This window comes from Chryseobacterium sp. C-71 (assembly GCF_020911865.1).
Lineage (GTDB): Bacteria > Bacteroidota > Bacteroidia > Flavobacteriales > Weeksellaceae > Chryseobacterium.
Window position 1 is genome coordinate 1,922,948 of the sequence record NZ_CP087131.1, and the last position, 24,055, is coordinate 1,947,002.

Sequence of the window (24,055 nt, forward strand, 5' to 3'; positions counted from 1 at the left end):
GAAAAATTAATACGATTCCGATATTGTAATTATATCCAAAATTATTAATGATTTTTATCACTTATTGTAATTACATTAAAAAATCAAAAAATTTAATGCTCTAATTTTTTGAAATTACCAATGTTAAATTTATTTTAAATTACAATATTTACTATCTTTTTATGTACCACAATGATTTTTTTAGGAGTTTTACCGTCTAAAATCTCTTTCAATTTGTCATTTTGAAGCACTAAAACCTCAACATCTGCTGCAGAAAGCTGAGCCGAAAGAGAAATTTTAAATTTCATCTTACCATTTACGCTTATCGGATAATTAATTTCGTCTTCAACCAAATATTCCTCATTCAAAATAGGGAATTTTTCAAACTCTATCGAATCTTTATGACCAAGCAAATTCCATACCTCTTCACAGATGTGTGGGGCGTAAGGGGAAATTATAACGGCTAAAGGTTCTAATATATTGCGTTTGTTGCATTTTAATTTCTGTAACTCGTTGACAGCAATCATAAATGAAGAAACTGACGTATTGAAAGAAAAATTTTCAATATCATAAACCACCTTCTTTATTAAGGTATGCAGAATTTTATATTCCGCTTTTGTAGGCTCTTCTTCAGAAACTTCAAAAACATCTTCGTTGAAATACAAATTCCAGAATTTTTTCAGGAAACCGTAAACCCCGCTAAGACCTTGTGTGTTCCAAGGCTTGGATTGCTCTAACGGACCTAAAAACATTTCATACAATCTTAAACCGTCTGCTCCGTATTCTTCACAGATGTCATCAGGATTTACAACATTGTACTTTGATTTGGACATTTTTTCTACTTCACGTTCTGTGATGTATTTTCCGTCTTCTAAAATAAATTCTGCGTCTGCGTAATCTGGCCTCCAAGATTTGAACGCTTCAGTATCTAATTCATCCGATGTTCCTTTTAATAAAGATACATCAACGTGGATTGCTTGAACACCAATTTTAAGATTTAATGTCCCTAAACTTAATTGTTGAGATTCAGGATTTAATTCTTTTAACCTTTTAAAATATTCTTCTTCTAAAAATTCTATTTCGTTGGGCTTATCTAAATCAAAAGTAGATTTACCTTTTAATTGTAATTCATAAAATTTCGATTTATAATTGTCAAGTATTTTCTTATAATTAGAAGTAATAAAAATATTCAATGGTTCTTTAATATTTTCATATGCAGGCTTTCCATTAACTTGTTCTTGAGTATAACTTCCACTTAGCCTATAAACAAAAGCACTCATCCCCAAAATCATCCCCTGATTAATCAACTTTTGGAAAGGCTCATCCTGATTAATATACCCTCTGTCTTTTAAGAACATATTCCAGAAACGGGAATATAATAAATGACCTGTTGCATGCTCGCTACCGCCGATGTATAAATCAACCTGTCCCCAATAATCCGAAAGTTCTTTTTTAGCAAAAACCTCATCATTATTCGGATCCATATATCTAAGGAAATACCATGAGCTTCCCGCCCAACCCGGCATTGTAGATAATTCTAAAGGAAATACTGTTTTGTCATCAATTAAATCTGTCGCAACCACTTTTTGATTCGCTTCATCCCAGGCAAACGTTTTTGCGTTTCCTAATGGCGGATCTCCGTCTTCTGTCGGCAAATATTTTTCAACTTCAGGAAGTTCTAAAGGCAATGCAGAAGTCGGCAATGTGTAAGGCATTCCTTCCTTATAATATATAGGAACCGGCTCACCCCAATAACGTTGTCTTGAGAAAATGGCATCACGCTGTCTGTAGTTCGTTGTTCCGTGACCAATTCCCTTGTTTTCTATTTCAGCAATTATTTTTGATTTTGCATCATTATAATTTAAACCGTTTAAAAAATCAGAATTCACACAGACAGAATCTTTAGAATCAAAAGATTTTTCCTGAATGTCTTCTTCAGTTTCTACAACTTTTATAATTTCTAAACTAAATTTCTTTGCAAATCTATGATCACGCTCGTCGTGCGCAGGAACAGCCATTACAGCTCCCGTTCCGTAACCCATCAAAACATAATCTGAAATATAAATCGGCATCTTTTTTCCGCTAAACGGATTAACTGCATAAGTTCCGGTGAAAGCACCTGAAACGTTTTTCACGTCAGCCATTCTATCACGTTCGGTTTTCTTAGAAGTTTCTTCTATATAATTATCTACCTCAACTTTTTGTTCTGCCGTTGTAATATTTTCTACCAAAGGATTTTCGGGTGCCAACACCATAAAGGTTGCACCAAAAATAGTATCAGGTCTTGTTGTGAAAACCTCGATAACTTCTTCGTGATTTTCTACCTGAAATTTCACTTGTGCTCCCTGAGATTTTCCAATCCAATATTCCTGAGCATCTTTCAAAGGCTGTGGCCAGTCCAGAGTTTTCAAACCTTGTAATAATCTTTCAGAGTAAGCAGAAATTCTCATGCTCCACTGCATCATTTTCTTTTGGAAAACAGGGAAGCCTCCTCTTTCAGATTTCCCGTCTTTAATTTCGTCGTTGGCTAAAACGGTTCCTAAGGCCGGACACCAGTTGACAGTGGTCTCAGCTCGGAAAGACAGACGGTAATTTAATAAAATATCTTCTTTATCAATTTCAGAAGCATTTTTCCATTCTTCTGAAGTAAAATTTAATTCGTCGTTTTGATTGGCATTAAGACCTTCAGTTCCTTTTTCCTCAAAATGTTTGATTAAAGTTTCGATAGATTCTGCCTTGTCTGTATCTTTATTATACCACGAATGAAACAATTGAATAAAAATCCACTGCGTCCATTTATAATAGGAAGCATCGGAAGTTCTCACTTCCCTACTCCAGTCAAATGAAAAACCAATCTTTCTTAACTGTTCTTCATATCTCGTGATATTTTGCTCTGTAGTCACCGCAGGATGCTGCCCAGTTTGAATGGCATATTGTTCTGCAGGAAGTCCGAAACTGTCATACCCTACAGGATGCAAAACATTAAAACCCTGATGTCTTTTATATCTCGCATAAATATCTGATGCAATATATCCCAGCGGATGACCTACGTGAAGCCCAGCTCCCGATGGATAGGGAAACATATCGAGTACGTAAAATTTAGGTTTATCTGTTTTATCGGAAGTCTTGTAAGTTTGATTGTCTTCCCAGTATTTCTGCCACTTTTTTTCTATCTGCTGATGATCGTAAAACACGTTATTATAATGATATTTGTTGTTAGACTTTGATGAATTTTAGATTTAATTTAAAATCAAGATTCACAAATTTAATGATTTTAAAAGAATTGGTTATTTAATTTTAAACTAATTGAACGTTGCTCTAAACAAAAAATCTCATCCGCAGATGAGATTTATATAAAATGTTATTAATTTAAATATTACGGAGCTACTCTTTTGAAAGTATATGTTGTTGCTTTGTAAACTGTAGGATCTACATTATCCTCAATTTTAAGGTTCATTGTTTCTGCAGTCAGATCAACAATTTTTCCTTTTTCAGACACTACCGTTCCCTGATATTTGATTTCAAAATTCTTTTCCGTTTTGTTATAAGTATAACTGAAGTTACGTTCAGAAATCGTAGAGCAAGTTAACGGAGAACCTGCTTCATCTTTATTTGTTCTTTTCCCTGAATTATTTTCATTAAATACCCATCTAGATTCCTGTTGACAAGTAGTGTATGTAATTTCATCAGAAATCCCGACACCGTCAAGATCAACTTCTGTTCTTACTTCTGCTACCGGCTTCCAGGTTCCCACGATTGGAAACTCCTGCACAGTTTCTTCGTCATCTTTACATGCGGTAGTAGCTACCATTAATGATAAACCTGCAAACAATAATGCTAATTTCTTCATAGATCAAATTTTTCAAGGCATAAAATTATGATTTTTTATTAAAAATCAATCATTTTTTTTGAATTTTGGAATCATAATTTACATTTTCTTAAAAATACCGCTTTTAAAGACCATTTCCAAAGCCTTATATTTGCAAAAAATACTGAATGCCTGAAGTTTCCATCATCACGCCTTGCTATAATTCTTCAAAATTTCTGGAAGAAACCATCGCATCTGTAAAAAATCAGACCTTTAAAGATTGGGAATGGCTGATTACGGATGACAAATCTTCCGATAATTCTGTGGAAATTATTCAAAAACTTAGCGACCCTAGAATAAAGCTTACAGTTGCCGAAAAAAACGGAGGCGCCGGACATGCTAGAAATATTTCTTTAAAAAATGCAACCGGAAGATTCATTACTTTTTTGGATGCGGATGATTTTTGGGAGCCTAATTTTTTGGAAGAAATGATTGGATTTATGAAGAAAGAAAATGCAGAAATCGCCTATTCTAATTATGCTAGATGTGATGAAAATTTAGTTCCGAAAATTGAAGATTTTAAAGCGGACAAAGAAGTTACTTTTGAAAACTTACTCAAGACTTGCAGACTGTCTCTGCTTTCATCAATGTACGATTCTAAAAGAGTTGGTGTAGAATATTTTCCGGAAGGAAGTAAACGTGAAGACCATGTGATGTGGCTGAATTTATTAAAGAAAATCCCGATCGGAAAACCTCTTCCAAAGACCATGGCAAAGTACAGAATGCACGCGACAAGCGTTTCCAGAAAAAAGCAAAACATCGTGAAAGACCAATATTTAGTTTACAAAGATTTCATGAAATTTTCTACCGTGAAATCTTTATATTACACCGCCAACTGGGCAATCAATGGATTTTTGAAATACTCTAAAATATTTAATTAATGGAATATTCTAAAGAATTTAAAGCGGCACTAAGCAATTTTTCAGCAATAGAAAAAGACCGACTTATTTTCCGTTTGCTGAAAAAAGATAAATTACTCTCTAAGAAACTTTATTTTGAACTGATAGATACGGAAACGACCGATCAGAAAAGAAGTCAGATGGAAGAGCTAATCGAGGAAAGAGTTCTTCTGGCATCAAAATACATCGGAAATCCTAAATATTTTTTGGTTCTCATCAGAAAAATAAGTGCAGAAATTACGGAGCATGTGAAAATCACGACTGACAAATTCGGAGATATTTACCTTCAGCTATTCCTCGTTAATCAAATTCTGGAAAACAACGACAAACTCAATCATCAAAGGTTTGATAATATCTATAAGCTTTATATTTATCTCATTAATAAACTTTTGAAAGCCATCATTTCGATTAAAAAATTGGATGAAGATTATTGGATGGAACTGAATGAAGTTTTAGAAAGTATAGAATCAAAAATTCATGAAAACAGATATTTTGAAAAACTCTGCATCAATAATGGCTTTGATTTTAATTGGCTGACGATTGAAAAAATTCCCGATCATTTAGATTTAATGGTAAAAGACATAAAAAGCCAAGGATTTTTAAAGTGAGAGAATTTTCTTTAGGATTAATTCTGAAGAATTAGGTTGTTCAGCAACAAATTTTCCGGCGTTTTCTGACATACTTTTCAACTCTTCTTCATTATTTAAAAGATAAAGAACAAATTCTGCAGCTTCATTTTCATGCTCGAAAGATTTTCCGCCTTCAGCTTTAATTAAATCATCCGCTTCAGGATTTTTCTTGTAATGATTTCCAAAAACTAAAGGAATACCGAAAGTTGCGGCTTCAAGAATATTATGTAATCCCGAATTATGAAAACCACCACCAACGACTGCGACATCTGCATACGAATACAGTTTTGAAAGCAAACCGATACTGTCGATGATTAAAGTTTGAGAGTCTGAATGTTGGAAAGTTTGAGCGTTTTTTAAGTTACTATAAAGAATTGCGTTTGGAAATATTCCTTTTAAATGTTCCACTCTTTTTAAATCGTGAGGAGCAATGATTAATTTTACATTTTGATTTTTTTCTGAAATCATTCTCGCTAATTTCTCTTCAGCCTGCCAAGAACTTCCGAAGATAATTGTTTGTTTATCATCAACAAATTCTTTGATAAAATCAACATGATTATCACGATTTTTTAAATGCTTTACTCGGTCAAATCTTGTATCGCCAGTCACTGAAGCGTTCTGCAAACCGATGCTTTTAGCCAAAAGACAAGATTGTTTTGTCTGATGAAAAAACCAATCAACATTCTTTTTCAATTGCTTTACAAACCATTTCCCATACGACGTGAAGAATGATTGACTTTCATAAAATAAAGCAGAAATCACAAACGTTTTCACTTTCTTATTTTTCAGTTCATGAAGAAGATTATACCAGTAGTCATATTTCACCGTAAAAAATAGTTCAACATTCATCTGAGCAAGAAATTCTTTTACATTTCGCTCTGTATCAAAAGGTAAATAACAGATTGCATCAGCTATATTTTTCTTTTTAACAACATTCTCTAATCCCGATGGAGAAAAGAAAGTTATCAAAATTTTATGATTAGGAAATTCGTTCTTAAGCTTTTCTAAAACAGGTAGACCTTGCTCGTATTCACCTAAGCTAGCAGCATGCATCCAGATCACTTTGTCATGGGCTGAGAATGCTGATTTAATGATATTCAAAGATTGTTTCCTTCCTTCAACGCCTTTTTTAGTTTTATCATTAAACAATGAGAAAACTTTCATCCCGAAAATGAGAAGTTGGATAAAAAGATTGTAAAGGAAAGCCATATTTAATTATTTAAACTGAGCCGTAATGATAAAAACGGCAATTAGACTACCAATAACAGAAAGCAACATCGTTGAAAAAGGAACTTTTGCTTTTGTATCTTCATCAAACGCATATCTGAATGTAAAATCCTGATTGTTTAAAAAAATCAAACCAATTAAAAGAAACAGCCATCTTATAAAAAAATTCATGATAAAGAACTGCACATCTCTGTTTTCGTCAGTAATCTCAACAGGAAAATTGGCAGATTCCGGGGAACGTATCAAAAAGAAAATGCCTATGTAAAAAATAACGCTAAGAATTGGTGTAAAGAAAAACCATTTTTTGTTTCCAAAATTATCAGCTTTGCCTTCAACATCAAAATGCGTAGGAATAACTTGCGGTAAAGATTTATAGTTTTTCAAGGTAAACCACCAAAGAAAGATAACCAATCCGAGATTGAGCAAATCAAATACTATAAATAATGCATCTTCCATTCGAAGCTCTGTTTGAGATTACAAAACACTTTTAATCACTCTCAGTTTGTGCGTGTGTTTATTCATTTCTTTATTGAAAATTCCGGTAGAATCAAGCGTATCTATTCTCACTTTTCCTGATGCGTGAATAATCTTTTGATTTTCAAGCATAATTCCAACGTGAATAATTTTCCCTTCAGAATTTTCAAAATATGCAAGATCGCCAGGTTGGCTTTCTTCCACGAAACTTAAAACCTCACCAACTTCTGCCTGCTGATAAGTATCTCTCGGCATTTTCACGTTATGAATTTTATACACCAACTGCACAAAGCCAGAACAGTCTACTGCAAAGAAACTTTTTCCGCCCCATAAATAGGGAACATTCAGGAATTCTTTTGCTGTCAGAGCGATGCTTTCACGTAAGTCATGACTTCTACGGGACGCAACAGCAGGATATTCTACCTCAGAACCCATAGAAAGCAAAGTGCGGCCGTCATTGGTCATGATCGATGCGAAATCTTCAGTAATTAGAGTTACTTTTCTGCTCGCCAAATATTCATCGGTTACATGTTTGATTTGTTTGGTATCCATCCAGCCTTCATATCCGTCGTAGTGCATTTTAATTTTGGTCCAGTTTTTATTCACTTCCAAAATATCTGCACTTTCACCAAACAATATTTCAGTAACAATTTCTGCTCTGTCAGAATTTTCTGCACGCACCGGCGCCACTGTTACCACACAAATTCCTTTATCCATTTAGTTTTTGAATTAAAAGATTTAAAAATTAAAAATTAAAAAATAAGCTCAACCAATCTTTCAATCATTTAATCTTTTAATAGTTAAATTATTTTCTTCGAAGCAGATTTACTCCGTCACGCAAAGGTAAAATAAGATTTTCAAAATCTTCATCTTTCGCCGCCAAATCATTAAGTTCTTTGATGACTTGTGTAGATTTCTGTTTCGGGTTTTCTTCTAAAACTTTCCCGTACCAAAGCACATTGTCAAACATCACAACGGAGCCTGATTTTGTTTTTGGTTTAATTAATCTGAAATATTCAGCGTAATTTTCTTTATCAGCATCAATGAAAACCAAGTCAAAAACCTCATCGGTTTCCTTTAAAAATTCTTTTGCATCCTGAAGTTTAAAATGAATCTGACTAGAAAACTGACTTTCCGAAAAATATTTTTTAGGCAGATACGCTAAGTCCTCATTCACATCCAAAGTTGTCAGCTTTCCATCTTTTGACAATCCTTCAGCCATACACAATGCAGCATAACCAGTAAAAGTTCCTATTTCTAATATATTTTTCGGCTGTAAAATTTTTGAAATAATGGTCAATAATCTTCCCTGTTGATAACCTGAGATCATGTGAGGCTGAGTAGTCTTTTGAAAAGTTTCTCTTCTCAGTTTTCTCAGGATTTCGGGTTCGCTGGAAGCGTGATTCTCCAAATACCTGTCCATCTCAGCATTTTCTTCTTCAAAAAAGCTCATATTGATAATTTTTACGATTCAAATTTACTTAAATATAAACAATTTTTTCTTAAATGTTAAAATCAAAATATCCGTATAAATACGGATGCCTGGTAACGGTTTCTCGTATTAGATTTGCACGAGCAAGAAACCTAGCACATGATGGTGAAAAAAATTTATTGAAAAAGGAGGTAAAAACAAGTCGATGAAACAAACTGATCCTTCAGACAAAAAACAATTCCTAGGAAGAGAATGCAATTTCCTTTTAAAAGAAAGCTTCTTTAAACTTAAAAAGGATGATATTGTCTAACAAAAAAATCCCGATAAAAATTTTATCGGGATTCTTTGTACTATTTTGAAAGCAATTATTTCTTAGGAGTAATATCCATCAGTTTCATAAACTCATCAAGCTTAGGCATAATGATGATCTCTGTTCTTCTATTTTCAGCTCTTCCGGAAACACTCATATTTGTTGCTTTCGGATTGTATTCTGAACGTCCACCTGCTGTAATTCTCGCTGGATCAACACCAAACTGGCTTTGCAATACTTTTGCAATTGAAGTTCCTCTCAAAGCAGAAAGATCCCAGTTATCTCTAGGTAGATTTGCAGAGCTTAAAGGAGAATTATCCGTATTACCCTCGATCAATACAGAATATTTGTCGTAATCGTTAATAACCTTAGCTACTTTTCCCAAAACTTCCTGAGCTGCCGGAAGCACGTTGTAATCTCCAACTTTGTATAACATTTTATCAGAAAGTGAGATCATTACAACTCCTTTCAACACTTTTACCTGAACATCATCGTCAGTTACGTTATCCAAAGATCTCTTCAACTTGTTTGACAAAGCTAAATTTAAGCTATCATTTTTCGCATTAGAAGAAATAAGCTGCTTGATATACATGTTTGAAGAATTAATCTCTCCCACCAATTTATCAATGTTTGCAGAGCTTTTTCCTGTATTTGAAAGACATGCATCCAAAGATGATTTCAGAGCATCATGCTGACTTTTTAATAGGTTATTTTCAGCGGTCAGCGTTGAATTCTGGCCTTTTAGATCCTGAATTTCTCTTTGTCTTTCGCCGATATTTTCGATACACTGTTTGTAGTTGCCGCTCAATGCGTCATATTGCTTTTTACTTACACAAGATGTTGCACCCAACGCCATTGCAGAAACTACTAAAATTTTAATAATCTTCATAAATAATCTTTTTTAGACGAGTCAAATTTAGGAAAATTCATTTTAATTATATGGTTTATCTTTGTACAAAAGAAATTCTGAGCCTCATGCTGGAAAAATCAACCTTCAAAAAACAACTCGAAAACCTTATTTCATTTCCCGAAAATCAGCACTACCTTTTAGCCGTTAGCGGAGGTGCAGATTCTATGGTTTTAGCATATGTTTTTAATGTTTTAGGTTTAAATTTCCAAATTGCACATGTGAATTACAAGCTTCGTGGAGAAGATTCTGATGCGGATCAAAAAGTGGTTGAGGATTTTTGTTTTGAGAACAAGATTAAATTTCATTTATATGAAGTTTCAGAAAAAGATAACAAGCCTGAAAATTCCATTCAGCTTTGGGCAAGAGAACTTCGATATCACTTCTTTAAGCAGATTCAGGAAAAAGAAAATCCGGAGCTTTTAGTGACGGCACACCATCTGAATGATCAGCTTGAAACTTTCATCATTAATTTATCTAAAGCTTCCGGAATAAAAGGTTTGAGCGGAATTCCTGCAAACGACAATAAAATTCTCCGTCCGCTTTTGTATTTTTCTAAAAACGAAATTTATGATTTCGCTAAAAAGAATCAAATTGAATATCGGGAAGATCTTTCCAACAAAAAAAGTGATTATTTAAGGAATAAAATCAGAAATGAGATTGTTCCGAAACTTTTAGAAACGAATGACCATTTTCTTGAAAATTTTAAAAAATCTTTATCTTATTTAAATCAAACCAAAGATTTTGTTCAGCAGCAAATTGAAGACATTGAAAACAGAATTGCAATTTCAAGCAGCGAAAATAAAATTTTAGATAAAGAAAAACTCAACCTCGAAAGTGGTTTTGTGAAATTTGAAATTTTAAAAAAATATGGTTTTGAAAAAGAAGAAGAAATTAAAAAAATCTTTACATCTGAAACCGGAAGTTCGTTTTTCTCAAAAGACTTCCAACTCATCATCAACCGAAACGAATTGATTTTAAATGAATTAAATCAAGAAAAAGAAAATACGGAAGAAATTATTTTAACTCAAGCGTTTGATTTGAATCAAAGCATCGTTGAACTTAATCTTTCAGGTACAATTTCCAATATTGAAGAAATCAATAAAACATTCCGATGGGATTTTGATGCCGAAAAAATCACGTTTCCATTAAAGCTTCGCAGAAAAGAGGAAGGAGATGTGTTTTATCCGATTGGTTTTTCGGGAAAAAAGAAAGTTTCGAAGTTTTTTAAGGACGAAAAATTGTCTATTTTAGTAAAGCAAAGAATCTGGATTTTAATTGATGGAAAAAATACTATTTTGGGAATTATTCCTTTCAGACAGGATCGAAGATGTATGGCAACAAAAGACACACAGAGACTTCTGACTATTAAATGAATAAAAGAACGACAAACACTTTAGCTATCGCAGATTTCCAAAAAGACAACAATGTTGCCTTTGGTGTTCTGTATCAAAAATATTTTGGCTACACCCGTAAGTTTGTTCTTTCCAACAAAGGAAATTCTGAAGATGCGGAAGATGTTTTTCAGGATGCTTTGATTATTTTGTACGAAAAATTGTACGATGACGATTTTAAAGCCTATACTTGTCTTGCCAATTATGTAACCGGAATTTCCAAAAACCTTTGGCTGAAAAAATTGCGTAACCGAAACTTTTTTGTGGAAATGCACGAAAGTTATTATTTTGAAAACAAAGAAGAAATCAACCAAGCCATAGAAAACGAGAGAGATTATTACGATAAACTCAATGACTATATCAATAAAATTTCTTCACATTGCCAAACTCTGATTCACGATATTTTTATGAAGAATAAAAATATGGAAGAAATACAGGAAAAATACAATTATTCCACCAAGCACAATGCACAAAACCAAAAGCATAAATGTGTAGAGCAAATCCGGAAAATAAAAAAAGAAGATAAATTTTAAAACTGATTATCAACGCTTTAAATGAAATAATTAAAAATCACCTTTTCGCCGGGTGATTTTTTCTGTTTTTGGGAACTTCATAGTAAATACTTTATGTTATGTTCACAAAAATAATTTATACGTTCTTTCTATTGGTTGTCATTTCGTTCAATGCACAAAGCAAAACCGGAATTCAATTTCAGACTAAAAATTTAGAAGAAGCCAAACAACTGGCACAACAGAAAAATAAGCTCATCTTCATCGATTTGTACACTACTTGGTGCGGTCCGTGCAAGCTGATGAAAAAGAACACGTTCCCGAATCCTGAGCTGGGAGAATTTTTCAATAAAAATTTCATCAGTCTTTATATTGATGCCGAAAAAGAAGGAACAGAGCTTGCCAAAAAATTTAAAATCGTTAATTATCCTTCCTTTCTTTTCTTAGACCAAAACGGCGAATTGGTGCAGTACGAATATGGATATTACAACGCTGCACAATTTTTAAATATCGGACAGTCGGTTACAGAGAAAAGAAATTCAGACAAAAAAACGCCGACAATCAGCGAAGTGAAGGGCAAAATGGTGGGTGAAATGATTCCCAACTTTACAGCAAAAGATCAGTTTGCAAGAACATTTTCTCTGTCTCAGGAAAAAAAGAAAACGGTGTTGGTTTTCATTCGTGGACAATGGTGTCCGTATTGTAACAAATACATCGAAAGTCTTCAAAACCTAGCGCCTGAATTAGAATCCAAAAACACAAGGTTGGTCATCATTTCTCCCGAAAAACCTGAATTTATAGAAAAAACCATCAGCAAAACAAAAACCGCGTATTCCGTTTTGTATGATGAAAACTACAGAATCGCCGAACTTTTTGATGTGCTTTACACGCCAGAAAAGAAAACGACCGATTTCTACGAAAAACATCTTGGAGACGATTTCAAGAAAAGCCGTTCCGATGAATCAGGAAGATTACCAGTTTCTGCCACCTACATTTTAGATGAAAATCAAAAAATTATCTGGAGACATTTCAATACTGATTATAAAGAAAGAGCTTCATTGGAAGATATTTTAAAACAACTTTAATATGAAAAATATAATCACACTCACTCTCATTTTTCTGCTTCCTTTTTTGGCATTTTCTCAAAAAAATGAACACAGAAATTTAGAAAACAAACTGGCAATTCAAGGCTATGATCCCGTTTCTTACATCGAACAGAAAAAAGCGGTAAAAGGGAAAAAAGAATTTGCAGTTAATGTAAACGGAGCCATTTATTATACTTCTTCGGAAAAAAATAAAGAACTCCTGAAAAAAGATCCCGCAAAATACGAACCTGTTTACGGCGGTTGGTGTGCTTTTGCAATGGGAGATGATGGTGAGAAAGTAGAAATCAATCCCACCACTTTTAAAATCATTGACGGAAAAACCCACCTGTTCTACAATAAATTTTTCAACAATACCCTGACTTCCTGGAACAAGAACGAGGCAAAACTGAAAAAAAGTGCAGACCAAAACTGGAAAAAACTGACCAATTAATCCTCACAAAAAAAATAACATTATGAAATCACCATTAACCAACTTTACAAAGAACACTTATGAAGATTGGGCGATAACATATGACCTTAAAAAAATAAATATCTACATATGAAAACCTTTAAAATTTTCCTGGGAACTGCATTTTTACTGCTTTTGCAAAGCAATCATCTAATTGCACAGGGATGCAGTGACGCCGGATTCTGTACGGTTAACAGTTTTCAGCCGAATAGCAACGACAGCATCAAAACTTACCATAATCAAATCAAGACCGGAATTTTCTTTGGAAAAGCAGATAATTCGATTTCTGTTTTTGGAAATTACGTAGAATACAACAGACAAATCAATAACAGATTTGGCTTTGATACAAAATTGACTACTTTGGCACAAAACGGCAATGATGTTTCTACTTTTGGACTTTCTGATTTGTTTCTGAACGCCAATTATAAAGCCAGCGAAAAACTAAAATTTACTTTAGGCGCAAAAATTCCTTTGTCAGATGCAGGAAATTCCAAAAACAATCTGCCGTTGCCAATGGATTATCAGTCCAGCTTAGGAACGCTGGATTTAATTGTGGGAGTGGGTTACGAAATCAAAAAAATCCAGTTAGTTGCCGCTCTTCAACAGCCTCTAACGCAGAACGAGAATCAGTTTCTGGCATCACAGTATCCCGCAAGTTCAGCGCTGAGAGGATTTTTATCCACCAATAAATTCCAAAGAAGCGGCGATGTTTTACTGAGAGTTTCTTATCCTTTAATGATTCATCCGAAAATAAGACTTACGCCAAGTATTTTGCCTATTTATCACCTGAAGAACGACCGTTTTACCAACCAAAACAATGTAGAACTGGAAATTAACAATTCGAAAGGACTTACACTGAACGGAAATGTCTATCTGGATTACGAAATCAACCGGAGAAATGGACTTCAGCTTAATGTAGGTGTTCCTTTTGTCGTGAGAACATCCAGACCCGATGGATTAACGAGAAGTTTCATCGCTAATTTAGAATACAGAATCAGGTTTTAATTCATTCAATCAAAAATTTAAAACAAATAAAAACATCAGAAATTATGAAAACAATTATCATTACCTTGATTACAGCTGTTCTTTTGGTGTCGTGCGTTAGAGAAAGCACCGCAACTGAAGATTTAATGGAAATGGCTCCCGAAAATGCAATTTTAAAATATTCCGGAAATTTTATGCAGGGACCTTACGGAAATAACGTCAACGGAAAAGCCGAAATTTATGAGAAAGACGGAACTTTTACCTTGGTTTTCAATGATGCTTTCACGGTGAGCAACGGTCCGGATTTGTACGTTTATGTAAGCAAAGAACAGGAGCCAGCACAATTTATTTCGCTTGGAAAACTGAAATCTGTGAATGGCGGACAAACCTATACTTTTACAAGCCCCGTAAACTTTGATGAATACAAATATGCCGTTGTTCATTGCCAACAGTACAATCATTTATTTTCTCACGCTTTATTGGAGAAAAAATAACGAGATATGAAAAACTATATCAATTGGGCATTACGATTAATTCCCACCCTAATTTTACTGCAGACTTTATTCTTCAAATTTACGGCTCATCCGGATTCTGTCGCCATTTTTTCCCAACTTCACGCAGAACCTTTCGGAAGGATTTTTTCCGGTATTCTGGAACTCATCACGGCAGTTTTAATTCTGAACCCTAAAACCACTTTTTGGGGAGCCGTTCTGGGACTTGTAACGATGATTGGAGCAATTGTCTCACACATTTTCATTCTGGGAATCAATACCAATAACGATGGCGGAAAATTGTTTTACCTTGCACTTACCGTTTTTGTTTTCTGTGTGATTCTTTTGTTTAAATTTAAAAGAAGTAAAGTATGAATAAAGACCAATCGGTTTATGCGATCTTACACGAGATCCTTACCGAACAACAGAATTTACTGAGAAAAGTTTCGGCAAAAATGTACACTCAGAGTATTCCTTCTCTGGACGGCTCTACGATTGGTGGACACACGAGACACATTATTGAGTTTCTGGAAATTTTACGGAATTCTTACCATACGAATCAGATTAATTATGATGAAAGACAACGAAATCTGGAATTAGAAAACAATCCTGAAAAGGCGATAGAGATTATTTCCGAAATACTTTTCAGCATTAATTTGCCCAACAAAAATTTGATGATGCATCAAACTGTGGGAACTATTTCTTTGGAAATTCCGACCAATTTCTTTCGGGAACTTTTGTACAATATCGCACATTGCATCCATCATCAGGCGTTGATAAAAGTAGCTTTTAACGAAATTAAAATGAGTCATTTGCTCAACAAAAATTTCGGAATTGCCCCTTCAACGATTCAATACAGAGAAACCCAAAATTTAAACTAAATGTGTACTGTAACGTATTTTCCGCTTAAAAATAAAATTGTTCTGACTTCCAACCGGGATGAGAAACCGAATCGTTCTGCACAGGAAATTCATCGTGAAAAAGGTATCTTTTATCCGAAAGATGCTACCAAAAACGGAACGTGGTTTGCAGTTTCAGAAAACGGAAATGCCCTCATTTTATTAAACGGTGCTTTTGAAAATCATCCGGTAAAAAAGGAATACCGAAAAAGCCGTGGACTGATTGTTTTGGATCTGATAGCGGAAGAAGATATTTTCAAGTCAATAGAATTAATTGATTTGGAAAACATTGAACCTTTCACACTGGTAATTTTTCATGAAAAACAATTGGCAGAATTTCGCTGGGACGGAACCGAAAAACATTTTAAAAGATTAGACGCTTATCTTCCGTACATCTGGTCTTCCGCAACTTTGTACGATGCAAAAGCACAGGAAAAAAGAAGGGAAATTTTCAAAGAATTTCTGCAAATCGAGCCGATTTCCGAAGAAGATATTTTAGATTTCCACCATCAGAAAACCGATGATCTGGAAAACGGAATCACCATCAAAAGGCAAAATACGATACAAACCATCAGTACAACACAGGTTATCATTGCTGATGAAATTGCCCTGAAACATTACGATCGACTGAATTTATCTTCAAAAACTGAAAAAAATTTTCCTTAAAAATGAAACTCAAATATCGACTTCATAAAATTACAAACTGGGAATATTGGTCAGTTTATTCTATTTATCTTCCGCTATTTCCGGTTTGGCTGTATTGCGCGTATAAAGCAAGGACACTTTTATTTTTTCACGGTGCAAATCCTTCCATAAAATACGGAGGAATGGCAATGGAAAGCAAAAAAGAAATCTACGATCTGATTCCCGAAAACTGGATTCCAAAAACTATTTTTGCTTCCTCAGAAAAGTCATTTCAGGAAATTTCATCTGAATTAAAATCGAAAACCATCCACTTCCCAGTTATCGTAAAACCAAACATTGGGCTGAAAGGATTAGGAGTTGTTCAACTTGAAGATTTAAATGAATTAGAAGATTATCAAAAGAACAGCGATTGCTATTTTCTGATTCAGGAAAAAATAAATTATCAGAATGAAGTCGGAATTTTTTACTACAGATTTCCGGACCAAAAATCGGGAAAAATCACAGGAATGGTGAAGAAAGAATTTCTTTCCGTAAAAGGAAACGGCAGAAAAACGTTGAGAGAACTTGTGATGGAAAATCCCAGAAGTGCATTCCAGATCAAAGCCATAGAACAGAAAATGGGAAGCGAAATGCAGAAAATAGTTCCTGAAAACGAAGAAATTATTCTCATTCCGTTTGGAAGTCATACCAGAGGAGCAAAATTCATTGACATTTCAAGTGAAGTTACAGAAAAGTTAGAACAAAAAATAGATGAAATCTGTACCAAAGTGAATGGCTTTTATTTCGGAAGACTTGATGTCATGTTTGAGAATCTGGAACTTTTGCAAGTAGGCAAAAGCTTTACAATCATTGAAATAAATGGTGCTAAAAGTGAACCAACGCACATGTACGACCCCAAACATTCTCTTTTTTTTGCGTGGAAAGAAATCACAAAACACTGGAAAATAATGGCAGAAATCAGCAGGAAAAATCACGAAACAGGTTTTCCTTATCTTGACGTAAAAGAGGGATTTTTAGCTTTAAAAAATAATCTTGCCGTAGAAAAAAGACTGAGGAAGCTTTCTTCGGTTGATTAATCTGCAAAAAACAATTACTTTTGTATCATAGTATTTACATAAAATAAAAATATGAGATTCTCTTCGATTTATAAAATTTCGTTTCTCCTTTTCTTTTTTCTCACTCTCAGTTTTTCTGCACAGATCAAAAATCCTGTAAAGTTCAAATTCACAGTGAATGAATTGGGTAACAACCAATACGAAGCCGTTCTTAATGCAACTTTGGAAAGCGGCTGGCATATTAACTCGAAGGATATTCCTGATGACACAGCAATTCCGACAGAATTAAAACTTTCAGGATCAAACATTACAACAGTTGGAAAGGTAATTGAATCTGGTAAAAAAATTCAGGAATTTTCTGATGCCTTCGGTGGAGAAATTGCCTATTATGCAAACAATGTAGCATTCAAACAAAAATTCAAATTAAAGGACGGAACAAAACCAGGTGAAGTCGTTGCTGAAATCACCTACCAGACTTGTGATGACAGAGTCTGTCTGGCTCCGAACACATTAGAATTTAATCAAAAAATTACTCCAAAAGGAGTTTCAGAAGACGCTGTTGCGCCAACTGAAGAAGTAAAAGATTCTGTAAAAACTACTGAAACGGTAGTTGAAAATCCGACAAAAGGAGAAATTACGGTCACAAAAACTTCAAAGCTCGACCCAAAACAGCTGAAAATAGCATCGATAGATTTCAAAAAACCTTTGACTGATTGCGGAACCAAAACGATTGAGGCATCTGAAAACTATTGGACCTATTTGTTCTTAGGTTTCATTGGCGGATTGATCGCTTTGCTTACACCATGCGTTTTCCCGATGATTCCATTGACGGTTTCGTTCTTTACAAAAGGAAATAAAAACAAAGCAAAAGGCAAAAGAGATGCATTGATTTATGGATTTTTCATCCTGATTATTTTTGTTCTATTAAGTCTTCCTTTCCACTTAATTGACGGAATTGCAGGAAACGTTTTTAATGAAATTTCAACCAGTGTCTGGCTGAATGTGGTGTTCTTTATCATCTTTATTTTCTTCGCAGGAAGTTTCTTTGGATACTACGATATCACTTTACCAAGCTCAATAGCCAACAAATCTTCAAAAGCCGAGGAAGCTGGAGGAATCATTGGAATTTTCTTTATGGCGCTGACATTAGTGATTGTCTCATTCTCTTGTACAGGACCTATTTTAGGAAGTTTATTGGGGAGCGCCGTGACAGGTTCTACCAACGTTCCCATGTTGCTGACGTTTGCTTTGGCCGGTTTCGGATTTGCGTGGGCAATTGTTTTCGGACTTTTAGCATTATTCCCGCAGGCTTTACAAAGTCTTCCAAAATCGGGAGGATGGATGAATACAGTGAAAGTGGTTTTAGGTTTCGTGGAATTAGCTCTAGCTTTAAAATTCTTATCGAAGGCAGATTTAGTTTCAAAAACATTCTTAATTAAAAGAGAACTTTTCATTGCAATCTGGATCGTGATTGCGATAGGTTTAGCATTATATTTATTCGGATTAATCAGATTTCCGCATGACGATAAAAAACCGAAAATATCTTGGTCAAGAAAGATTCTTGGAGCTTTAGGAATTGGTTTTGTGATTTATTTAATTCAGGGATTAGTGCCTGCAGAAAGACCAAAACTTCAGTTATTAAGCGGAATCTTGCCTCCGTTGAATGTAAGTTATTTCCACAACGAAAAAGACGGAATTCTAGGAATGAAGCCCGAACATGATTTCTTTAACGCTATTGAATTAGCAAAAAAAGAAAACAAACCCATTTTGATTGACTTCACAGGCTATGGTTGTGAAAACTGTAGAAAAATGGAAGAATTCGTCTGGAGCGAACCTGACATCTTACCGATTCTTCAAAACGACATTGTGCTTGCTTCTCTCTATGTAGACGACAAAGAAGAACTTCCTGAACACCAAAAAACAAAGATTGATCTTGGTGAGGGTCAGGTGAAAAAAGTAAAAACAATTGGTGACAGATGGAGTTTATTTCAACAAGTAAACTTTAATAATAACTCGCAGCCACATTATGTTTTGATCACGCCTGACGGAAAAGTAATTAACACGCCGGTTTCCGGATATATGCCGAAAGAAGATTTCAAAAAATTCTTAGAGTGCGGCGTTAATTATTTTAAAAATAATAAGTAAAGACTTCAAAAGCTAAACATAACTCATGTCGAAAGGCATGAGTTTTTTATTTAAACAATTATACCTCTTTTTATATTTCTTAAATTTAATTATATTTGATAATCAATAATATAAATTATAATACTATGAAATATAAATTTATTTTATTACTCCTCTTTGCCCATTATGGAATCTGCACCTACTCCCAATCTACCATTCCAAATATTGAGTGGCAAAAATCATTTGGAGGGTCAAATATTGACATACCAAAATCTATTATAGAAACACCTGACGGAGGGTATATTACTGCGGGATATTCAAAATCTTCCGATGGAAATGCAATCATGAATCAGGGAAATAATGATTTCTGGGTCGTAAAAATGAACGCTTCAGGAACTCTTCAATGGCAAAAATCTCTTGGCGGATCTGGTGACGACCAGGCAAACTCGATCTGCAACACCGCAGATGGAGGATATGTGGTTGCAGGATCATCTACCTCAACTGATGGCGACATTACCCTGAACAAAGGATATGCAGATTATTGGATTGTAAAACTGAATGCACTTGGAAATATTGAATGGCAAAAAACCTATGGCGGCACATTTCAGGATGTTGCAACTTCTGTAAAGCAAACTGCTGACGGAGGATATGTGGTAGCAGGACATTCAGGTTCAAACAACGGCGACATTAGCGGAAACCACGGTTCATACTCAAACGATTATTGGGTGTTAAAATTAGATTCCTCAGGAAACCTTCAATGGCAAAAAGCTCTCGGGGGTACCAGCGAAGAAAGAGCGTATGAGATTCAGCAAACCAATGATGGTGGGTATATAGTAGCAGGAGAAACCAATTCTGCAAACAACGGAAACATTTCCAGCACCGCCTTGGGCGTAAGAGATTTCTGGATTGTAAAGTTAGGAAACACAGGTAATATTATCTGGGAAAAACGTTTCGGAGGTTCCGCAGAAGATCTCGCTTATTCCATAGCCCAAACTTCAGACAATGGTTATATTGTAGCGGGTAGCACCAACTCTACCGACGGAAATATAACGTTCAATAACGGACAAGGAGATTTCTGGATTCTTAAGCTTGATGCATCAGGCAATCTGCAGTGGCAAAAAACCCTTGGAACCATGACCTACGATCAGGCTTATTCGGTAAAACAAACACCGGATGGAAACTATATCGCTGCAGGGTACGCATCTTCAAACACCGGAATTCTGGAGTCTGAACCCGCTGCTTCTACACAATTTTGGATCACAAAATTAAATACTTCCGGCAATTTACTTTGGCAAAAATCATACGGAGGAAATGGCGCTGAAACAGCAAACAGCATTATTTCAACCACAGACGGCGGATTGGCTGCAGCAGGATATTCATCATCAAATCCCGACAGTGGAGATGTTACTGGAAACCACGGGCAATCTGATTTTTGGATTTTAAAGCTACAAGGCTCTAAAGAATTGGGAACCGTCGAGAACAATGATTCTGAAAAAACTGAAATTTATCCCAATCCTGCAAAAGATTTTGTTTATATCAATCATCTTCCAAAAGAAAGTACCGTGACTATTTTTGATGCTGTTGGAAGAAAGATTTTCGGTAAAAAGTATTCTCAGGCAAATATTTCAATTAATACCTCAACATTTGCAAACGGAATATATATTCTTCAAATTGACAGCGCAGAAAAAAACGTTCGTTCTGAAAAATTGATTATTAAAAAATAAGCTCAAAATATTAAAACATCATAAAACCTTGCGATAATAAAACTAATGCAAGGTTTTTTTTATTTAAAATCTTACTATAACAAAAAATAAACAATCAAATCCACAAAACAGGCATAAACTTTGTATCGATCAATTTATGGTGAATTAGAAAAACACTGATTCTTATAATTGTTCAACATTAAAAATCTAAGTTATGGCAGAAATTATTCCACAAGAAAAATCCGGAGGCAGACAAAAAAAGAAAAACGTTAAAATCGATATGACTCCGATGGTCGATTTAAATTTTTTATTACTCATGTTTTTCATGTTTACATCAAGCTTTTCAAAACCCAACGTGATGGATTTGGGATTACCTGGAAAAGACCCTGTTCATGAACCAAAAAATGTGATTGGAGATAAAAACCAAATCACTTTCATCATCGGAGAAAACAACCGCGTCTTTTATCATCAAAGTAATGCAAAAGATCTTACAGAGGCTGGTTTAAAGGAAACAGACTACAATGGTGTGAATGTTTCAAAGATTATTTCTGATGCTTACGAAAAAGCTCCCAAAAAAGAAATCTTCACTATCATCGTAAAACCTACAGACGAATCGAATTACAAAAACTTTGTAGACATGATGGATAATATTTCAATTTCGAAAAAAGAAAGATACGGAATAAGCGATATTAAACCCTGGGAAAAGAAAGTTTACGAAAACGTAATCAAATAATACTCTAGAGCATTTTTATAATGCTCTTTTTTTATTTAAATTTGAGAATATAATTTATGTATTGATGAAAAAAACTTTAATCATAGCCATCGCAGGAATTCTCACTTTTTCATGTTCGAAAAAAGAAACTCAAAAAACTCCTGAAAAATCTGACAGCACCAAAATCACAGACTCCATCAACGCCGAAAGAACAAAAATCAATGACAGCATCAAAGCTTTAAACAGCAAAAACCGTTTCAGAGATTTCAGCGGAAGTCACAAATTCGTTTATCAGAATGACAGTTCACCAAAATATTCAGGCTCGGTAAATTTTACAAAAATTGAAGGCGAAAGAGATAATTATACTGTATCAGGAAGCATAAAGTCTGGTAATAATTCAGTTAATCTAAAAGGTTTTGTACAGGTTGTTACTGCTAAACACATGAATTTCACCGGAGAAATCACTCAAAGCATTTCTGATAACGATAACGGAAAGCCATACACCAGAAAAGGCACAAAAACGTTTATGTCTAAAGATGGCGGAAAAACCTACCGACTTCAGGATATGGTAAATGGTTCGGGTTTTGTAGATTACATTGATATTCATTTTTAAATCTACACTATGCTCAACTTCGAAAAGAAAGGAAACGGAAAGGAAACATTGGTTCTGCTACACGGTTTTATGGAAAACCTAAGCATCTGGAGTGACATGGAATCGCATCTTTCTAAAGATTTTACTTTATTAAAAATTGATCTTCCCGGTCACGGAAAGTCTGATATTTTAGCTGAAGTTCACACCATGGAACTGATAGCTGACGAAGTGAAAAAGCTAGTTGATAATCAAAATTTAGAAAACTTTCATCTTCTTGGTCATTCGATGGGCGGCTACACCTCATTAGCTTTTGCCGAAAAGTTTCCTGAAAACCTGAAAAGTTTAACCTTATTTTTTTCAACTTATTTCGCAGATGACGAAGAAAAAAAAGAGCAGCGTATAAAAAGTTACAGAATCATCAAGGATGCTTTTCAGCATTATGCGAGAGCCGGAATTCCGAATTTATTCAATCAAAACGAAAGAGATGTTCTGGAAGGAAAAATAGAAACTGCTTTAGAAGTTGCACTTTCCACCAATAATTTGGGCGCTTTAGCCTGCGTAAAAGGTATGGTAGCAAGAACCGATAAAAAGCATATTCTTGAAAATCTGGAAGCCAAAATTTTAGTCATTGCCGGAAAACACGACAACGCCGTAAAAACCGACAAAACCATCAACAACCTTCCGGATAGAACCAATATAAAATCATATATTGTCGATTGCGGACACAATGGTCATTGGGAAAAACCAATCATCTGTGCAGAAATTATCAATACAGAACTACTTCATCATCTTCCGAAAAAATTTCTTCTGTAAAAAATCATTTATGAGAATCTGGATATTTTCTGTGCTTTTCGTTTCATTAATCGGTTGCAAAAAAGAATCATCGGATTCTACTATAAATCAAAAAGATACAACATCAATTGCTGAAAAATCTAAACCTGATTCTTTAGCCATAAAATCAGCTCAGCCCGAAATTTTCGCTTTTGTCACAGAACTTTGCGACAGTAAAGGGTATTTTGACGCTGCTAAATATTCTCTTGAAGAATTGGAAGGAACTTATAAGCTTTGGTTTCAAATGGGCGGAGTTCAACTAGATACGCCATCGGTTTTTGATTTTGATGATTTGCAGAAAGTAAGGCAAAACAAAAATCAAATTTTAAATCAACTTGATAAAGATTTTGCTGTAAAGAAAAAAATCATTGAGAATCTGAAAGTTGTTAATGTTCCTTATTGGCAAGATATAAAAAAACTACAGGCAAAATCTTTGTATCAGGAATATGAAAAGAAGAAACTTCAAATTGCAGCTTATTCTGATCCTTCAATTTTAATCAATAATAAATTTACGGGAAACTGTAGAAATTTTGCGAAAGCTTTAAATTCTAATGATGATGAAATGATTGCTGAATGGCGAAAGCTCCGTGAAGAAATGAGTGAAAAGAATGGCGATCCGCAAAGGATTATCAATCAATTTGAAAATCATCTTAAATCCTCAAATTGGAAAGATTATGCGATAATAGATTTGATTACATTCGGTTGGGGGAACTGCGCCAACTCAGATATTGAAAATCCGCAGCATGATGAAAAGATGAACAAAGAATTTGATAATTTGTTTATAAAAATAGATTCAGAATGTGATGAACCGTAGTATTTCTATAAAATTCACTTAAC

Annotated in this window: 25 protein-coding genes; 18 read left to right on the forward strand and 7 right to left on the reverse strand. The window is 34.5% G+C overall.

Annotated elements, in window-relative coordinates; genetic code table 11:
• Positions 1-134: 134 nt before the first annotated feature.
• Positions 135-3,173 (reverse strand): leucine--tRNA ligase, encoded by a 3,039-nt coding sequence (locus LNP04_RS08775; RefSeq protein ID WP_229986112.1) that lies wholly within the window; start codon positions 3,171-3,173, stop codon positions 135-137.
• A 182-nt stretch (positions 3,174-3,355) separates the two neighbouring features.
• Positions 3,356-3,829 carry a lipocalin family protein gene (locus tag LNP04_RS08780; protein WP_229986113.1) on the reverse strand — a complete coding sequence of 158 codons (474 nt, stop codon included), beginning with the start codon at positions 3,827-3,829 and terminating at the stop codon, positions 3,356-3,358.
• Positions 3,830-3,975: 146 nt separating this feature from the next.
• On the opposite strand from LNP04_RS08780, the gene LNP04_RS08785 reads away from it, so the two are divergent.
• Both LNP04_RS08785 and LNP04_RS08790 read left to right on the forward strand, forming a co-directional pair.
• A complete protein-coding gene (locus tag LNP04_RS08785) occupies positions 3,976-4,728 on the forward strand; it encodes a glycosyltransferase (protein WP_229986114.1) in 753 nt (250 codons plus the stop codon).
• Complete coding sequence (locus LNP04_RS08790) at positions 4,728-5,354, forward strand: deoxyuridine 5'-triphosphate nucleotidohydrolase (RefSeq protein ID WP_229986115.1); 627 nt, start codon at positions 4,728-4,730, stop codon at positions 5,352-5,354. Before LNP04_RS08785 ends, LNP04_RS08790 begins: the two co-directional genes overlap by 1 nt.
• Here the strand turns inward: LNP04_RS08790 and LNP04_RS08795 are convergent.
• The 5 genes from LNP04_RS08795 to LNP04_RS08815 all read right to left on the reverse strand — a co-directional run bounded on the left by LNP04_RS08795 (position 5,346) and on the right by LNP04_RS08815 (position 9,707).
• Complete coding sequence (locus LNP04_RS08795; protein WP_229986116.1) at positions 5,346-6,584, reverse strand: 3-deoxy-D-manno-octulosonic acid transferase; 1,239 nt, start codon at positions 6,582-6,584, stop codon at positions 5,346-5,348. The genes LNP04_RS08790 and LNP04_RS08795 overlap by 9 nt on opposite strands.
• Positions 6,585-6,590: 6 nt before the next feature.
• Entirely contained in the window at positions 6,591-7,058 is a 468-nt protein-coding gene (locus LNP04_RS08800; protein ID WP_229986117.1) for a DUF1648 domain-containing protein, read from the reverse strand.
• Between the two features lie 18 nt (positions 7,059-7,076).
• Complete coding sequence (locus LNP04_RS08805; protein WP_229986118.1) at positions 7,077-7,793, reverse strand: C40 family peptidase; 717 nt, start codon at positions 7,791-7,793, stop codon at positions 7,077-7,079.
• Positions 7,794-7,881: 88 nt separating this feature from the next.
• Positions 7,882-8,529, reverse strand: a complete 648-nt coding sequence (locus LNP04_RS08810) for an O-methyltransferase (protein ID WP_229986119.1) — start codon at positions 8,527-8,529, stop codon at positions 7,882-7,884.
• A gap of 344 nt (positions 8,530-8,873) precedes the next feature.
• Complete coding sequence (locus LNP04_RS08815; protein ID WP_229986120.1) at positions 8,874-9,707, reverse strand: OmpA family protein; 834 nt, start codon at positions 9,705-9,707, stop codon at positions 8,874-8,876.
• An 86-nt stretch (positions 9,708-9,793) separates the two neighbouring features.
• Between LNP04_RS08815 and tilS the strand changes: the two genes are divergently transcribed.
• The 16 genes from tilS to LNP04_RS08895 all read left to right on the forward strand — a co-directional run bounded on the left by tilS (position 9,794) and on the right by LNP04_RS08895 (position 24,032).
• The gene (gene tilS, locus LNP04_RS08820; RefSeq protein WP_229986121.1) at positions 9,794-11,101 is read left to right on the forward strand and encodes a tRNA lysidine(34) synthetase TilS; all 1,308 of its coding nucleotides are present in this window, start codon (positions 9,794-9,796) and stop codon (positions 11,099-11,101) included.
• Positions 11,098-11,652: an RNA polymerase sigma factor gene (locus LNP04_RS08825; protein WP_229986122.1), complete on the forward strand. Its 555-nt coding sequence runs from the start codon at positions 11,098-11,100 to the stop codon at positions 11,650-11,652. Before tilS ends, LNP04_RS08825 begins: the two co-directional genes overlap by 4 nt.
• A 98-nt stretch (positions 11,653-11,750) precedes the next feature.
• Complete coding sequence (locus LNP04_RS08830) at positions 11,751-12,713, forward strand: redoxin domain-containing protein (protein WP_229986123.1); 963 nt, start codon at positions 11,751-11,753, stop codon at positions 12,711-12,713.
• Position 12,714: 1 nt separating this feature from the next.
• Complete coding sequence (locus LNP04_RS08835; RefSeq protein WP_229986124.1) at positions 12,715-13,164, forward strand: YHS domain-containing (seleno)protein; 450 nt, start codon at positions 12,715-12,717, stop codon at positions 13,162-13,164.
• Positions 13,165-13,272: 108 nt separating this feature from the next.
• Entirely contained in the window at positions 13,273-14,187 is a 915-nt protein-coding gene (locus LNP04_RS08840) for a hypothetical protein (RefSeq protein WP_229986125.1), read from the forward strand.
• 44 nt (positions 14,188-14,231) lie between these two features.
• Positions 14,232-14,660, forward strand: a complete 429-nt coding sequence (locus LNP04_RS08845) for a DM13 domain-containing protein (RefSeq protein ID WP_229986126.1) — start codon at positions 14,232-14,234, stop codon at positions 14,658-14,660.
• A gap of 6 nt (positions 14,661-14,666) precedes the next feature.
• Positions 14,667-15,032: a DoxX family protein gene (locus LNP04_RS08850; protein ID WP_229986127.1), complete on the forward strand. Its 366-nt coding sequence runs from the start codon at positions 14,667-14,669 to the stop codon at positions 15,030-15,032.
• Positions 15,029-15,538 carry a DinB family protein gene (locus LNP04_RS08855; RefSeq protein WP_229986128.1) on the forward strand — a complete coding sequence of 170 codons (510 nt, stop codon included), beginning with the start codon at positions 15,029-15,031 and terminating at the stop codon, positions 15,536-15,538. The genes LNP04_RS08850 and LNP04_RS08855 overlap by 4 nt, the downstream gene beginning before the upstream one ends.
• Positions 15,539-16,222, forward strand: a complete 684-nt coding sequence (locus tag LNP04_RS08860) for an NRDE family protein (RefSeq protein ID WP_229986129.1) — start codon at positions 15,539-15,541, stop codon at positions 16,220-16,222.
• A 2-nt stretch (positions 16,223-16,224) separates the two neighbouring features.
• A complete protein-coding gene (locus LNP04_RS08865; protein ID WP_229986130.1) occupies positions 16,225-17,277 on the forward strand; it encodes a D-alanine--D-alanine ligase in 1,053 nt (350 codons plus the stop codon).
• 51 nt (positions 17,278-17,328) lie between these two features.
• Complete coding sequence (locus LNP04_RS08870) at positions 17,329-19,401, forward strand: thioredoxin family protein (protein WP_229986131.1); 2,073 nt, start codon at positions 17,329-17,331, stop codon at positions 19,399-19,401.
• A 125-nt stretch (positions 19,402-19,526) separates the two neighbouring features.
• A complete protein-coding gene (locus LNP04_RS08875) occupies positions 19,527-21,104 on the forward strand; it encodes a T9SS type A sorting domain-containing protein (protein WP_229986132.1) in 1,578 nt (525 codons plus the stop codon).
• Between the two features lie 193 nt (positions 21,105-21,297).
• Positions 21,298-21,816 carry a biopolymer transporter ExbD gene (locus tag LNP04_RS08880; protein ID WP_229986133.1) on the forward strand — a complete coding sequence of 173 codons (519 nt, stop codon included), beginning with the start codon at positions 21,298-21,300 and terminating at the stop codon, positions 21,814-21,816.
• A 64-nt stretch (positions 21,817-21,880) separates the two neighbouring features.
• Positions 21,881-22,408: a hypothetical protein gene (locus LNP04_RS08885; protein WP_229986134.1), complete on the forward strand. Its 528-nt coding sequence runs from the start codon at positions 21,881-21,883 to the stop codon at positions 22,406-22,408.
• 9 nt (positions 22,409-22,417) lie between these two features.
• Positions 22,418-23,200, forward strand: a complete 783-nt coding sequence (locus LNP04_RS08890; protein ID WP_229986135.1) for an alpha/beta fold hydrolase — start codon at positions 22,418-22,420, stop codon at positions 23,198-23,200.
• Positions 23,201-23,210: 10 nt separating this feature from the next.
• The gene (locus LNP04_RS08895; RefSeq protein WP_229986136.1) at positions 23,211-24,032 is read left to right on the forward strand and encodes a hypothetical protein; all 822 of its coding nucleotides are present in this window, start codon (positions 23,211-23,213) and stop codon (positions 24,030-24,032) included.
• Positions 24,033-24,055: the final 23 nt, after the last annotated feature.

What these genes read in the sequence shown, in the direction of transcription:
- LNP04_RS08780 (WP_229986113.1), bottom strand. Translation starts at nt 3,829, where the DNA reads ATGAAGAAATTAGCATTATTGTTTGCAGGTTTATCATTAATGGTAGCT.
- LNP04_RS08785 (WP_229986114.1), top strand. Translation starts at nt 3,976, where the DNA reads ATGCCTGAAGTTTCCATCATCACGCCTTGCTATAATTCTTCAAAATTT.
- LNP04_RS08790 (WP_229986115.1), top strand. Translation starts at nt 4,728, where the DNA reads ATGGAATATTCTAAAGAATTTAAAGCGGCACTAAGCAATTTTTCAGCA.
- LNP04_RS08795 (WP_229986116.1), bottom strand. Translation starts at nt 6,584, where the DNA reads ATGGCTTTCCTTTACAATCTTTTTATCCAACTTCTCATTTTCGGGATG.
- LNP04_RS08800 (WP_229986117.1), bottom strand. Translation starts at nt 7,058, where the DNA reads ATGGAAGATGCATTATTTATAGTATTTGATTTGCTCAATCTCGGATTG.
- LNP04_RS08805 (WP_229986118.1), bottom strand. Translation starts at nt 7,793, where the DNA reads ATGGATAAAGGAATTTGTGTGGTAACAGTGGCGCCGGTGCGTGCAGAA.
- LNP04_RS08810 (WP_229986119.1), bottom strand. Translation starts at nt 8,529, where the DNA reads ATGAGCTTTTTTGAAGAAGAAAATGCTGAGATGGACAGGTATTTGGAG.
- LNP04_RS08815 (WP_229986120.1), bottom strand. Translation starts at nt 9,707, where the DNA reads ATGAAGATTATTAAAATTTTAGTAGTTTCTGCAATGGCGTTGGGTGCA.
- tilS (WP_229986121.1), top strand. Translation starts at nt 9,794, where the DNA reads ATGCTGGAAAAATCAACCTTCAAAAAACAACTCGAAAACCTTATTTCA.
- LNP04_RS08825 (WP_229986122.1), top strand. Translation starts at nt 11,098, where the DNA reads ATGAATAAAAGAACGACAAACACTTTAGCTATCGCAGATTTCCAAAAA.
- LNP04_RS08830 (WP_229986123.1), top strand. Translation starts at nt 11,751, where the DNA reads ATGTTCACAAAAATAATTTATACGTTCTTTCTATTGGTTGTCATTTCG.
- LNP04_RS08835 (WP_229986124.1), top strand. Translation starts at nt 12,715, where the DNA reads ATGAAAAATATAATCACACTCACTCTCATTTTTCTGCTTCCTTTTTTG.
- LNP04_RS08840 (WP_229986125.1), top strand. Translation starts at nt 13,273, where the DNA reads ATGAAAACCTTTAAAATTTTCCTGGGAACTGCATTTTTACTGCTTTTG.
- LNP04_RS08845 (WP_229986126.1), top strand. Translation starts at nt 14,232, where the DNA reads ATGAAAACAATTATCATTACCTTGATTACAGCTGTTCTTTTGGTGTCG.
- LNP04_RS08850 (WP_229986127.1), top strand. Translation starts at nt 14,667, where the DNA reads ATGAAAAACTATATCAATTGGGCATTACGATTAATTCCCACCCTAATT.
- LNP04_RS08855 (WP_229986128.1), top strand. Translation starts at nt 15,029, where the DNA reads ATGAATAAAGACCAATCGGTTTATGCGATCTTACACGAGATCCTTACC.
- LNP04_RS08860 (WP_229986129.1), top strand. Translation starts at nt 15,539, where the DNA reads ATGTGTACTGTAACGTATTTTCCGCTTAAAAATAAAATTGTTCTGACT.
- LNP04_RS08865 (WP_229986130.1), top strand. Translation starts at nt 16,225, where the DNA reads ATGAAACTCAAATATCGACTTCATAAAATTACAAACTGGGAATATTGG.
- LNP04_RS08870 (WP_229986131.1), top strand. Translation starts at nt 17,329, where the DNA reads ATGAGATTCTCTTCGATTTATAAAATTTCGTTTCTCCTTTTCTTTTTT.
- LNP04_RS08875 (WP_229986132.1), top strand. Translation starts at nt 19,527, where the DNA reads ATGAAATATAAATTTATTTTATTACTCCTCTTTGCCCATTATGGAATC.
- LNP04_RS08880 (WP_229986133.1), top strand. Translation starts at nt 21,298, where the DNA reads ATGGCAGAAATTATTCCACAAGAAAAATCCGGAGGCAGACAAAAAAAG.
- LNP04_RS08885 (WP_229986134.1), top strand. Translation starts at nt 21,881, where the DNA reads ATGAAAAAAACTTTAATCATAGCCATCGCAGGAATTCTCACTTTTTCA.
- LNP04_RS08890 (WP_229986135.1), top strand. Translation starts at nt 22,418, where the DNA reads ATGCTCAACTTCGAAAAGAAAGGAAACGGAAAGGAAACATTGGTTCTG.
- LNP04_RS08895 (WP_229986136.1), top strand. Translation starts at nt 23,211, where the DNA reads ATGAGAATCTGGATATTTTCTGTGCTTTTCGTTTCATTAATCGGTTGC.